Consider the following 13,635-nt stretch of genomic DNA (forward strand, 5'->3'; position numbering starts at 1 on the left):
CTTGATTTAATTTATACCTAACTTTCTGCCAATTCCTTCCTATTCGGAGCATGTGGTGGTTCTTCCATCCATCCCCTTTCTATTAAAATTTCGGTGCCCTCCTTCCCATACTGCAATATTTCAGGAATTAGTTTTGAATATTCAGTAGCAAGGTCTATACGTGCTGATGTAGCTAATGCATGACCAATATAGGTTATTCCTTGCGTATTGAGTATAGTTACAAGGTTCATGATGAGCTTTTCTGAAAAAGGAGATACCGTAGAAGTTGATACTTCTGAGTTAACCATTATAGTTCCAAGCAGATCTTCCTTGATTAAAGTATGGTTAAGGAAATGGATTTGCTTTTGAGCTAATTCTTTTCCTTTTATCTAAAATTTTTTTATTTGTTTATCCTTTACAACTTGAATAAATCCGGTGAGTAAGACTAAAGCAAAATAATTCCTTTCAATGTTAAAAAATATTTCAGATAGTTCAAGAACATTTAAAGGGCGTTTCTTTTCGAACCACTTGGATAAAAATGTTTCTTTCTTTTTAACGAATTCAACTTTGTCGGGATAAGGAATCATTGTTGGGCGATCGTATATCCCTTTAGAAAGCATTAGATTTACTGATGTATTATAAAGATCCAATGTGGAAGTTAAACACTTAGAGAAGAAGGAGCGAATATCTTCGCGGGCAACATTAGAAATTAGCATACTATAGGTCATTAAACCCATACGGCTCATCCCGTAAACGTAGCTTACAGGAAATAAATCAAAAAACAAAGGTGGAGCTGAAAGATCAATGTCTTCATCGGAAAATCCGTTAGGAATAGGGAAATTCTCCTTTTCAAAAATATTCTTGATTTCATCAATATGTTTTTGTGATATATCTAATGTTAGTTTAATTATGGGTTTAACTTCTTCATTGTTAGACTGTTGCAGGAAATGCTTAGAGAGACAGATTGACAAGCTATCGTTTAAATAAGTAGCCCATAATCCTGCAATTTCTGTTGATGATAAACCTACAGTATGTTTTGTATTCATTTAAAATCTCCTCTTAAAACTGGATTTTCTAATTTAAGTATTACTCATACCAAAACAACTTATTCTTCAATTCATATTTCTGCAGAATAAGCGAAAGAAAGAAAAGTTACGTTCTGACCTTCGAGCTCAATATGCAATTCTTGAAATTGATGAGACGGGGATTGCTGAAGTGAGATTTAAAAAATTTTCCTATGGTGTAAAAAAGAAATTAAAAAACGCTATTAGTAATAAACTTGCTTATATTGACTTATAACGAGAAATGCTTGAGACAGGAAAACGATAAAAGTAAAAAATGGGATTTGGGAGTGGGTAAGGCACTTCTTATTGCGATAATAATAGCTTTTATTATTCGAGCTTTTTTTTACACACATTGTAGTTGATCTTCTTCAATGGAACCCACTTTACAAGACCAAGATCGTATGATTGTAACAAAAATTGGAGAACCGAATAGATCTATTATAGGGCACTATCCTTGAACAAGGATAAGTGCCTATTTTTATTTTAGTGTCAGATTGTTGGATAACATTTTCAAATGTTGGTCTAAGTTTAATGCAGGTCCGAAAGGCTCCAGGATAAACTTAAACTATAATTAAACTTTCCTTAAATAAGATTTTAAAAAAGAGATATAAAATGTTAAATAGTTATTGAAAAAAAACGGTATATCTGATATTACTACTTATTACAGAAAGAGGCGGAAATAGTGAGAACATGGAAAAAGGTAAGATTTTGGCTTTTTATAAGAAATGTTTTATTAATTGTTACAGCGATATTTTGTATTTGGATTATATTTAATCAGATTATGATTGCATATGAACAAAATAAATATCTTCCGTTAGGTCAATTAGTTGAGGTGGACGGTGAGAAAATGCATGTATATACAAAGGGGGAAGGTAAAAACACCATAGTCTTATTAAGTGGCGCCGGTACCGCAGCACCTGCATTGGATTATGAACCTTTAATGAATGAAATGGCGAAGAATAATAGAATAGTAGTGGTAGAGACTTTCGGATACGGATGGAGTGATACCACCAATAAGGAACGAACAGTTGAAAACATCGTAGAGGAAATAAGAGAAGCACTTAATAAAGCCAATATAGAAGGACCATACATATTAATGCCCCACTCCGTTTCTGGCATTTACAGTATGTATTATGCCAATAAATACCCTAATGAAATTAAAGCCATCATAGGAATTGATTGCACTTTGCCTCAAGTGGTGGAGTATTTTAACGAATCTGTCCCAACCATGCCTCAATATTTGAGCATGTTAGCCCCCACTGGAATTGCAAGGTTAGCAGTATATATGAATCCAGAGGAGTACCTTCCAAATGCGAATAAAGGGATTTATTCTGATGAAAATTTAAAGATAACTAAAAGTATTTCTGCCTGGAAATTAGGTAACAAAAATATAGTTGATGAAGTTAATGAAATAAATCATAATATCGAAAAAACGATTGAAATGTCATTTCCTCCAGAGATCCCTGTTATGATATTTACTGAGAAAGATGACAAAGTGACGGAAGATGGGAAAACCATTTTATCTTTTTATCGGACGCAATTAAGCCATGTACCTTCTAATAAGCTCATTGTCCTAGAGGGACATCACTATCTACATTGGTCTCATTCTGAGGAAATAAGCCAAAACGTTAATGATTTTTTAAATGCTTTTTAATGAGTTGAATGTTTAAATATTATTATTGGGTAAGTTTAGGTTGAAAAAATATTATTAAAAAAGGACAATTCCTATTTTTATGGTGTTGTCCTTTATTCTGACTTACTTACTTTTCAAAGCAGCTGCAAAGAGGGGATCATTTTACTGTAATGGTCGATAGTATACGAGCCATGTCTTGAGGAGACTCTTTCCTGCCACATTCTAACCACTACTAAATCGCCCTGATATGGGCAGATGCAATATAAGATGCTAAATAAATCTTCTTCCCTAATAATTGAATTTGGCCTCTCCTTAAATATTGTTTTCCACAAGAAGTTCTTTATTCTTGATTGAAAAGTTAAATTTCCTTTTGGACCAAACATAGCTTTCATAAATCCGTGATTTTTATTTATATACTCAAGCATTGAAATTGCAAATGGGTTTGGTGCTAGAGTTGGTTTATTGGATTCAACTGCCGCCATAAGTCCTGGAAAGTTTTGTTTAGCCATTCGGGTCGGATCAAATAATGAAATTGTAAATTAAATTCGATGTTAAAAAATGTTTAATTTTAGAGATAAGTTATTCGACAATCGGGCGCTATCCTTGAATTAAGTGTAGTGCTCATTTTCCATTTAAGGGCCAGTTTCATGTATGATAAATAATACTTTGGGTTACACTCAGGTCCAAAACCTTCAGATGAACAAAATGTCCAAGCATACCATAAAGGTCGGTATCAAGCAGCCAGGGAAATCGAGATAGAAAATCATAATGAAAAATTAGGTTGAATATTATCGACGATATGAGTGACACAAATTTCTTCTTTTGATTTGGCTGTTCCTGATAAAATAATCTTATTTGATGAAAATAATTACTGCTTAAGAGGAAAAAGCTTCACTCAATTGAGAAGCTTTATACATGAATTTGTCATGATGTTTTATATCACATGTACTATTATTGAGTAAAATGGTGTAGTAGAGTATTTCTATTCTATAAATTCCATTAGTAGATTTGTAAAAAAACGTAAGGAAAAAGATCGGATTTTGTTAACACAATCTTTATTAAGCTATAAATATATCTTCATACTGGTTCAACATTCCTTTCCTAGAATATATTTGAATACATATTTTTTAGATAGGAGATGGAGAAAATGAGCAAAAAATTATTAATTGGTACTGGGGTGGCCTTTTCGTTGTTATTCAGTCCATTCAGTCAGGCGTTTGCAGAAGAACCAACAGTGGGCGAAAGAAAGCAAGTGGATAATGTAGCACACCGTGGTGCAACAGGGTACGCACCTGAAAATACAATTGCTGGTTTTGATCTAGCAGTTGAGATGAAAGCCGATTATATTGAAATCGATGTTCAAAGAAGTAAAGATGGTGAAATAGTAGTAATCCATGATACAACAGTAGATCGTACAACAGATGGAACGGGAAAAGTAGGGGATTTAACATTTGAACAGCTTAGAAGTCTTGATGCAGGTAGTTGGAAAGGGGAACAATTTGCAGGAGAACCAATTCCAACATTTGAAGAGATTCTTGATCGTTACCATGGAAAAGTTGGAATTTTAATAGAATTAAAAGCCCCAGAGCTTTACCCTGGTATTGAAAAACAAGTGGCAGAAGCATTAAAAGAACGAAATCTCGATAAACCGCAAAATGAAAAAATCATTATTCAATCTTTTAACTTTGAATCGATGAAAAAAATGGACCAGCTTCTTCCTAAAGTTCCAATCGGTGTATTAACTTCTAACCTTAAAGATACAACAACGGAAGCTTTACAAGAATTTTCAACCTATGCGGATTGGTTTAACCCAAGCTATGGAATTGTGACAGAAGAATTAGTGAATCAAGTTCACTCTCTTGGTATGCAAATTGGATCATGGACGGTACGAAGTCAAGAAGCAGCAGACTTTCTATTCGATATGAAGGTTGACGCGATCATCACTGATTATCCGGATTATGTAGATCCTAGAAATTAATATTTTTGTAAAAGGGTTTAAGAAAAGGGGTAGTTGCTACTCCTTTTTGGATTCTTGATGTTGTTTTTTTATGCAGAAATTTACTTAATGTAAAGAGTGGTTTAGTTAAACAAGGATAAGGTAGCAAATCATAATCATTATCTTGATCTTCGACAATCGGGCGCTTGTGCGGCTGAGCAAGGTCGTATCATATAACGGGTGGGATTCCCGTCGAGTAAGAACTAGCCATTCGCTCGTAACGAGTCTTGGAGGACTAAAGGTAACTTTAGTTTTTAAGCGTAGACAGTGAGGTGGCGGGCCGAAAGCCTAATGGTTGAAGGGATTGAGCTCCATAATGATTGTAGTTCGAGAGGGCTGATGCTTTAAGCGCTGCAGAAAGCTACATTTTATCTTTCGTTAAAGGCAAGAATGATAAAACCTCTCTGGAGTCATAGACCTTAGCACGTCATACATTGATATGATACGGCAACTCAGGAGACCCTACCGGTCTTTTCTTTTCTTTTTTTTTTAGAAGAGTATGGTGTACAAGCGATAAAAAGCAAGGAAACCAAATGCCGTTGTAGGGAGTCGGATAGCAGCGTAGTACCAATGAAGTTGGGTAATGCCGATGGAGGAAAGGCTGCTACCTAATTATCACCCTTACTAGAGACACATTTACTACACACAGAGGTAGGTATTTTAAATGGAAACAAAACTACTAAGGATAGCAGAATTAGCAAAGTCTGATCCTAAAATAAAGTTTACATCTCTTGCACATCTATTAAACAAGCAAGCACTAGCTCAATGTCATCATGAACTACCCAATAGGAAAGCAACAGGGATTAACGGTACAGCTAAGGAGCAGTACGGTGAAAATTTAGAAGAAAATATAGAGGTGTTAGTAAGTAGACTTAAAAGCAAAAGTTATCGTCCTGTTCCAGTCAGGAGAATGTATATTCCAAAGCTCAATTCAAACAAGAAAAGACCATTAGGAATACCGGAACACGAAGACAAGATTGTTCAAAAAGGCATTACCAAGATACTAAACACCATCTACGAAAATGATTTTCTAGACTGTTCCTTTGGGTTTCGTCCAAACCGTTGTTGCCATGATGCTTTGAAAATACTGAACTTCTATATTGAAAAGAGATCAGTAAATTATGTAGTAGATGTTGATATTAAAGGATTCTTTGACAACGTTGACCACAAATGGATGATGGAGTTCTTAAAACTGCGAATTGCAGACCCTAACTTACTAAGAATAATTGGCAGGTTTCTTAAAGGTGGATATATGGAGGAAGGAAAGAAATACAAAACAGACAATGGCACACCGCAAGGTGGTGTCATATCTCCGATATTAGCCAATGTGTATCTCCATTATGTTCTCGACCTATGGTTTGAGAAAAAGGTCAAGAAACAATGCAACGGACAGGCATATATAGTAAGGTATGCAGATGATTTTGTGTGCTGTTTTCAATATCAGAGCGAAGCTCAGGAGTTCTTCCAATCATTAAAACTTAGATTAAAGAAATTTAATTTGGAAATTGCTGAGGATAAAACCAAAATTATTCCCTTTGGACGGTTTGCGGAGAAATATGCAAAACAAAAGGGGAATAGTAAACCAGCGACCTTTGATTTCTTAGGCTTTACACACTATTGCGGGGAAAGTAAACAAGGGAAATTTTGGGTGAAACGGAAATCGAGTAGAAAAAAAGTCCAAAATAAATTAAAAGAATCTAAAGAATGGATGAAGAAGAATAGAAATAAGAATATCCATATAATCATGGATAGATTTCGACGCTCGCTTATCGGTTATTACAACTATTATTGCATCACTGATAATAGCCTAAATGTCAGCAACTTCAAGTGCAAAATTGAGGAACTACTGTTTAAATGGCTCAATAGAAGAAGTCAAAGGAAATCCTTTACATGGGACAAATTCAGACTATTTCTTGATAAATATCCACTACCTTCACCAAAAATTAAAGTGAATATATACAATTTAAGAAAAGAGATTAGCTACATTCTGTGAATGATGACTAGGAGGAGCCGTGTGCATTAATAGTGCAAGCACGGTTCTGTGAGGGTCTGGAGCACAATTTACCGTAAGGTAAAAAGGCTCCATTCTACTCGACTTCTGAAATAGGAAAGCGCCTTTGTTCATGAAAAGGGCCATTTAACGGAATAAAAGACTAAGTTTCAATTACAACATAATTTAGAAAAACTGGGGTAGAAAGTAACCTATAAGAAATGGGGTGTTAAAATGAATTTGTTACTTTGGATAACGGTTGGTTTTATCGTAGTAGGACTTTTTGTCCTTATGTCAATGAAAAAAAGCATGGAGGAAAGAGTTGCTTTAGCAATAGAAAACAAGGACGGTATGGAAGGCAAACAGACATCAACTAAACCCGTTGTTTGGTGGATAGTAGGAGCCACGGTGTGGGGATTAGCAAGTATGTTATTAATTGTGTGGTCTTTTTCTTTTTATGTATAAATGATGGATGCAATGTAGATAGGCTGAGGGTAAATAATTCATTTTTGTTATAGTCCATATTTAAGCAAACGGGCGCGTTTATTTAGGAACGCGTCTTTTTTATTAAAGGGCCAGATTGTTGAATAAACCCATTATATATATGTTATTAAGCTAAATAGCAGGATGTTGAGTAAAGGTGTAGAATTTGGATATTTGTAATAGTTTTCTGATTGGAGAGAAATACTTTTTTCAAGATATTAAGAGATAAAAAATCATATTTCATGGATTTTGTTTTGATGAATTAAAGGTTGGATTTTATTGAAAGTAGAAGTGCCCATACGAGTAAAGGAGACTAATTTAGATGGATAACAGTATCGAGTATGCTGAGTTTGAGTGGGTTAAAAAAATGATTATGTGTAATTTTAAGAACTTGAAAATTAATCATATAATGCCACTTGGTGAGGGCTGGATGAGTCGTGCCTATCTGATCAATCATGAGATAGTATTTCGATTTCCAAAGGAAAAAGACGGATCTATTGATACAGAAAAAGAAATAAAGGCGTTACCAAGCCTAAAAAAACATATTTCTCTAAAAATACCGGAATTTATTTATTGTGGGAAACAAGATAATGGTTATCCCTTTGTCGGCTACAGATTATTGCCAGGAGTGCCTATGGATGAACAACTATTTTGCTCATTACCATCAGAAACAAAGGACAAAATCGCCCATCAAATCGCCGAGTTTATGGATCAAATCAGTTCATTCTGTGTTGAACAGGCGAAAAACTTAAATATACCTGAAACGAATTTCTATCAATATTACTTAGAGAATTTCAATGAGGTGAAGAAAAAAGCCTTTACTAAAATCAATCAAGATATGCAAACATATATTGCTTTTCGATTCGAAACATACCTAGAAGATAAAAACCATTTCAGATATTCACCTAAGCTCCTTCATGCTGATTTATCGATGGACCATTTATTATTTGATCTAAAGAGGCAAGAAATAACTGGAATCATCGACTTTGGTGACATGAAGATTGGTGACCCTGATTATGAATATTTATATTTGTTGGAAGAGTGTGGGGAAACATTTACTAAAAAAGTGATGGAACTGAGAGAGGAAGAAAACGTTCAACATAAGGACGAAAAGCTCTCTTTTTTCCTGACAGCTGATAACGTGGCACTATTATTAGAAGGACTAAATAGAAATGATAGGGAGATGTTTGAAGAAGCAGTAGAACTCATTCAGTGTGAAATGAATACAAACCACAAAGGATGACCGTAATTATATACGAGTTTTTCTTCAAATGAAGAAAAATGATATTGTGTGAATACGAAAACGACGATAAAGTGCAATAAATTTGAATCTGTTAAGGGCGTAATTCTGCTGCCTGATCTGACCCCTGTCAAGTTGACACAAAAAATAAGCGCAGTTAAACAGCCTGACTTCTATATTCGATAGGAGTCAGGCTGTTTAGCTTGTTTTGAAACCTTTCGTGGTTATAAAAGAGAATGTAGTCTTTAATAGCCCTTCTAACCTCTTGTGAAGTTTTAAAAGAATGCAGGTTAAAACATTCTGTTTTTAAATGACTAAAGAAATTTTCCATACTAGCGTTATCCCAACAGTTGCCCTTTCTAGACATACTAGCTTTCATTTTATTTCTTGTAAGTAGCTGATTATAGTTATGGGACGTGTATTGGTATCCTTGATCACTATGGAGAAGGATTCCCTTTACATTCTTTCCTTTTATGGCTTTTTTTAGAGTATCCAAGACTAGTTTATAATCATTGCGTCTACTAATTTGGTACGCAACAACTTCGTTATTATATAGGTCTTTGATGGCAGACAAGTATAGTTTCTGTCCATTGAAAATGAGGTACGTAATATCAGTTACCCACTTTTCATTAGGGCGAGAAGCGTAAAAATCTCTATTTAAATAATTATTCGAAATAAGATAGGGTTCTTTCTTTCCGTAATAAATTCGTTTCTTCCTGATAATGGCTTTAATACCTAGTTCACTTAGTAACCGTTGAACTTTTTTGTGATTAATGTGAATATCATAGGTCCTCTTTAACCAAATTTGTATTCTTCTATAGCCATAGATGCCCTTATATTTCTGATGGCATTCTATTATTTTCTGCTTTAGCATCTCATCCTCTATCTGCCTTTCCGAAGGAAATGCTTTACGCTTTACCCAATTGTAGTATCCACTTCTTGATACTTTAGCCAGATGGCAGAGCAGCTGTATAGAATGATTTGATAAATCATCAATGATTTGAAATAGAATACTAGGTTCTAAATCAAGTCCCCCTTTCACATCTTTAAAAGCTTTTTTAATAGTTCGTTCTCAGCTTCTAATCGCTTGATTTTCTTTTGAGGATTTTCAATAGTAGATGAAGAGACTTTATCAGACCCACTTTTTCTTCCGCGTTTCTCTCTAAGACCAACAATTCCATCTACATTAAACTGTTTAACCCACCGTTGTATGTTTTTTCGATGAATGTTTAATTCTCTGGAAACAGCTGAATAATTCTTCTTTTGATGATATAAATCCACCGCTTTTTTCTTAAACGATATATCATAAGTCTCTGCTTTTTTCTCCATAAAAAATCCCCCCTCCTAGTAGACAGATTAATGCGCCTTTTTAAATGTGTCTACTATAAGGGGAGCATACCATATCACTGGCTAACCTTTTTTATAGGTTCTTATTATAACGGCAGTCGGGATGGAATGTAGCCCCACGGGACTTGATCCTGGGTGCAAGACGTTTCATCTTCTATTTTTTATAAGCCTGTTTCAGACTGATTGGGGAAAACGAACCCGTTTTGCCGAGTAACTTATTACCATGTTAATGCACACCTTTACCAAAAAAAACAGTATTTTTGTAACACCATTTCATCTTTGCGGTCTGGAGCAGTAACCCTGTCACTAGGCCTATTAAGTATCAAATATTATTGACGAGACAACCATTTTTTTATACAAGGACAAAACATATTTTGTTAATTATCTTGTTGACAAAGAACTGCTTATTAGTTAAACTCCTTTTGTACTCACGTTCAAAAAAATAAACAAAAGTTCATTTAACACATTTATTAACAGGTAGTTATTTAAAAAGGCTGTTATATTAGTGTCTTAATGATGGGGGCTATCATGGCTGTTTTAAACCGAACTAACAATTTTGTCACATCCCTACTTATGTACAACTTTTCTTAGTTGCCTGGTATCGACTACTGAATTTTTCTTTATTTAATTTAAAATCCTTGTGACCAATAATCATTCGATTCATTTTTACTGACTATGGAAACCAACATCAAGGTTTAATGATGGTTCCCCTCATGAATTGTTGCTTTGAAGGAGATTTTTTTGAAAGTAAATTAGTAGGAAGAAATGTCCCCATCGAAATTTACCTACTAAGAGAAAAGGGGAGTTTATTTTGAGGATTTTAGAAATTTTAGTTATTTTCTTTTCTATCGTTTTACTCTTAAGCATGTTTTTATTCAAAAATGAAAAGCGAAATGCGATTATAATAGGCCTCGCTATACTTTATCTTATTGTGGCTCTGCAAATAATTATTGAAGGATATCGATGGCAAATGCTTTTGGGGTATATCGCACCATTAATTTTAACTTTAACAAATTTGCTTTTTGCTATTACCAAAAGCAAAAAAAAGTATTGGAAGTGGGGGATAAGTAGTTTTTCAATTGTTTACATTGTTGTTATGGTAGGATTACCTCTTCTATTTCCTATCTTTTCATTTGAAAAACCAACAGGGGAATACTTTATAGGTACCAAATCTTATCACATAATTGATAAGAATAGGAAAGAAGTGCGTTCTTCAGATAAAGGTAAACATAGAGAACTAATGATCCAAATTTGGTACCCAAGTAAAGAAGCAAATTCCCTTCAATCTGAGCCGTATATTGAAGAAGTAAAGGCAATAACAGCTGGAATTGAACGTGCACTCTCATTTCCGGCTTGGACTTTAAGTCATCTAAATCTTGTTAAAGCTCATGCTCAAAAAAATTTGGGGATTTCCAACGATAATAACAATTTTCCAATACTTATTTTTTCTCATGGAATGACAGGTTTTCGGAAGCAAAATACCTTTCAAATAGAGGAACTTGTAAGCCACGGCTATATTGTCGTTGGGATTGATCACGTTTTCGATGCTGCAGCTACAGTATTTCCAAATGGTAAAGAGGTCTTGTTGGAACCAAATAATTTATCAGGCTTCGAAAGTCTTGATCAGCACATGAAAATTTGGACAGAAGACGTATCGTTTGTCTTAGATACATTAGAAGAGTGGAACAGTGACAAAGATATGGGGTTTTTTCTTAATGGTAAGTTAAATATGGAGAAAATAGGCATGTTTGGTCACTCTTATGGTGGTGCTGCAGCTGCCCAAATGTTGTTAAAAGATTCACGTATTAAAGTAGCCTTGAACATGGATGGAGTCTTGTATGGGGAACCAATCCCAACAGTTGGATTTTCAAAACCTTACATGCAAATGAATGCAGAAAAAAGTATCGATAAGTCCATTTTTGACGCTTCCTTAGATGCTGCCATTTCACTTAGTGGGAGATCACGATCTTCCTATGAATCGTTTTGGAAAGAAAGTCAGGAAAGACGGGAAAATGCCTCGAAGGGTAAAGGATTTACAATGGTTATTTCCAACACATCTCATATGAGCTACACAGACTTCCATCTATTCTCGCCTCTTCTGTGTAATAAAGGTGAGGACATTCGAAAAGTACACAAAATTATTAACGAACTTAGCTTAGCCTTTTTTGATGAGTTCCTCTTAGAAAAAGGAAGTGGTCTTATCTTGGAAAAAGCAAATAATTATCCTGAAATAGGTCTACTCTCTTCAATAGAATGAAAACCAAGTCAAAAAGGTGGATATATAAATGAACAATCAAAATCCATTGAAATTTGAATATTTATGCTCATTTAAAAAAAGATTAGAGCTTTTGCCTAATATTACATTTCATAATATGTAAATACAACCCAAGGAAAAACGATCGGGATTCGACTAGGATAAACCGCTGTAGGGTTTTCGGTTAATGTATGGGAGGCAATGGACAATGAGTAGGGAAGGTAGGAAGGCATTTATTATGTGGTTGCGTGAGTTGGACAGCAGTGAGTTGATTCGGTTGTATCATACAAAGGAGGACTATATAGAAGATGAGTTGAGTGCCTATTGTGCGGATCAGTTGTTACGCTGTGGTTACAATTGGTAGATGGTCTGGGAGATGGGCCCGAGTTTATTCTCGAATGTGGAGAAAAGTCAAATCCACTATTAGTTCTGCTTCACAGAACCTATAGCTGAATCTATCGTGGGAAATTCATACAATTACCTCTCTACAACATCGTGGAGAGGTAATTGTATTCATATACAATACATAAAATATCATATTCAATGATGAACAAAGTAAAAGGGAGTCTCGCTTTTGGAAGTGTTGAATGATTATTGTAAGGTAAAAAAAGAAAAATGTAATAGTGTAATTTTCGGATAATTTTATTAATATTAGCTTTTAATTTCAATATGTCAACAAAGTTATGTGAAAGAACTTTGTTGATACTTTGACCGAAATATGACATTTACTTTTTTAATGAGTTATATATTTTTTTGTTTTTTAATGATGTTAAATACTTCATTAAATAGGTGTTCATAACTTGATTGAGAGGAAGATAGTATTTTTAATTGACGAATAGCTCCTTCACAAACACCCCATCTTATATATGAGTTTTGAGTTTCATCCAAAATAAAACTAATTATTTCTTTTTCTTCTTGTGAAAATTCATAATCATTTATCACTTTATTAAGTAATCTTTGGATTTTACTCTTAGCTTTTTCTTGATTGTCAACTGCATTAGGCGATTTATATGGAAAGAGAATTTGATTAGTTCGCTTTGTTATTTCAATGTTTTTCTCTAAACGTAAAATATTGTAATCTAAAATATCAGAACTATTAATATTCAGCTTCATTTGATCAGAATACCTAAATTGATAACCTAATCCTCCAATAAAATGGGTGGATAAATCCATCGCGCTTTCTACTATTTCATTCCCATAAACCTCTATTAAGCGTTCTGCTAGCCAATTCAGCTCTTTATAATGGCTCTCCGCCATATATTTCTGTAATCCCTCATCATTTTCCCCCAAAGAAATATTATATAACTCTGAAATTTTCTCAGTCCCATAAATGGAGTGTTTTACTCGAAGCTGAGAATAAAAAATTTGTTTATCATAAAGATTTCCTTCTTGTAACAACATGTTTTGCTGCTCTTCAACTTTTGCATCAACTTTTTGAATAATATAAAGAATTAATTGTGATTTCGAAGAGAAGTAATTATAAAATGTACCTTTGGAAACTTTTGATTGTTCCAAAATATCCTGGATTGCAGTTTCATGATAGCCTTTTGTTCGAAACAACTGTTTTGCTACTTCAATGATTTTCTCTTTTTTACTCATAAATTGTTATCTCCTCAAAAAATTATTGACATCTTTATTATACCATATTA

The 13,635-nt window shown here is 34.1% G+C and carries 11 protein-coding genes and 2 pseudogenes; 8 read left to right on the plus strand and 5 right to left on the minus strand.

Annotated elements, in window-relative coordinates; translation table 11 throughout:
* Positions 1-17: 17 nt before the first annotated feature.
* Positions 18-1,025, minus strand: a pseudogene (locus FI644_RS14085) (DUF3231 family protein).
* A 94-nt stretch (positions 1,026-1,119) separates the two neighbouring features.
* Between FI644_RS14085 and FI644_RS26870 the strand changes: the two are divergent.
* Both FI644_RS26870 and FI644_RS14100 read left to right on the plus strand, forming a co-directional pair.
* A pseudogene (locus FI644_RS26870) lies at positions 1,120-1,278 on the plus strand (metallophosphoesterase family protein); the annotation flags it as partial.
* 546 nt (positions 1,279-1,824) lie between these two features.
* The gene (locus FI644_RS14100; protein WP_380000281.1) at positions 1,825-2,697 is read left to right on the plus strand and encodes an alpha/beta fold hydrolase; all 873 of its coding nucleotides are present in this window, start codon (positions 1,825-1,827) and stop codon (positions 2,695-2,697) included.
* Between the two features lie 113 nt (positions 2,698-2,810).
* On the opposite strand, the gene FI644_RS14105 is transcribed toward FI644_RS14100, so the two are convergent.
* A complete protein-coding gene (locus FI644_RS14105; protein WP_142108525.1) occupies positions 2,811-3,185 on the minus strand; it encodes a TetR-like C-terminal domain-containing protein in 375 nt (124 codons plus the stop codon).
* 638 nt (positions 3,186-3,823) lie between these two features.
* Here FI644_RS14105 and FI644_RS14110 point away from each other — a divergent pair.
* From FI644_RS14110 to FI644_RS14125, 4 genes are all read left to right on the plus strand, one after another.
* A complete protein-coding gene (locus tag FI644_RS14110) occupies positions 3,824-4,654 on the plus strand; it encodes a glycerophosphodiester phosphodiesterase (protein ID WP_053474550.1) in 831 nt (276 codons plus the stop codon).
* Between the two features lie 682 nt (positions 4,655-5,336).
* A complete protein-coding gene (gene ltrA / locus FI644_RS14115; protein WP_142108526.1) occupies positions 5,337-6,665 on the plus strand; it encodes a group II intron reverse transcriptase/maturase in 1,329 nt (442 codons plus the stop codon).
* 231 nt (positions 6,666-6,896) lie between these two features.
* Entirely contained in the window at positions 6,897-7,127 is a 231-nt protein-coding gene (locus tag FI644_RS14120) for a hypothetical protein (protein WP_142108527.1), read from the plus strand.
* A gap of 340 nt (positions 7,128-7,467) precedes the next feature.
* Positions 7,468-8,388, plus strand: coding sequence for a phosphotransferase family protein (locus tag FI644_RS14125; RefSeq protein ID WP_053478227.1), 921 nt, complete (start codon positions 7,468-7,470; stop codon positions 8,386-8,388).
* A gap of 154 nt (positions 8,389-8,542) precedes the next feature.
* Here the strand turns inward: FI644_RS14125 and FI644_RS14130 are convergent, their stop codons facing one another.
* A complete protein-coding gene (locus FI644_RS14130) occupies positions 8,543-9,427 on the minus strand; it encodes an IS3 family transposase (RefSeq protein ID WP_181758122.1) in 885 nt (294 codons plus the stop codon).
* Positions 9,424-9,714 (minus strand): helix-turn-helix domain-containing protein, encoded by a 291-nt coding sequence (locus FI644_RS14135; RefSeq protein WP_142108529.1) that lies wholly within the window; start codon positions 9,712-9,714, stop codon positions 9,424-9,426. The genes FI644_RS14130 and FI644_RS14135 overlap by 4 nt, the downstream gene beginning before the upstream one ends.
* A gap of 829 nt (positions 9,715-10,543) precedes the next feature.
* Here FI644_RS14135 and FI644_RS14140 point away from each other — a divergent pair.
* Both FI644_RS14140 and FI644_RS26340 read left to right on the plus strand, forming a co-directional pair.
* The gene (locus tag FI644_RS14140) at positions 10,544-11,989 is read left to right on the plus strand and encodes an alpha/beta hydrolase (RefSeq protein ID WP_053474552.1); all 1,446 of its coding nucleotides are present in this window, start codon (positions 10,544-10,546) and stop codon (positions 11,987-11,989) included.
* A gap of 205 nt (positions 11,990-12,194) precedes the next feature.
* Positions 12,195-12,350 (plus strand): hypothetical protein, encoded by a 156-nt coding sequence (locus tag FI644_RS26340; protein ID WP_181758123.1) that lies wholly within the window; start codon positions 12,195-12,197, stop codon positions 12,348-12,350.
* A 377-nt stretch (positions 12,351-12,727) separates the two neighbouring features.
* Here FI644_RS26340 and FI644_RS14145 read toward each other — a convergent pair whose 3' ends face one another.
* Positions 12,728-13,585, minus strand: a complete 858-nt coding sequence (locus FI644_RS14145; protein WP_053474553.1) for a TetR/AcrR family transcriptional regulator — start codon at positions 13,583-13,585, stop codon at positions 12,728-12,730.
* Positions 13,586-13,635 lie beyond the last annotated feature (50 nt).

This window comes from Cytobacillus solani (genome assembly GCF_006704205.1).
GTDB lineage: Bacteria > Bacillota > Bacilli > Bacillales > Cytobacillaceae > Cytobacillus > Cytobacillus solani.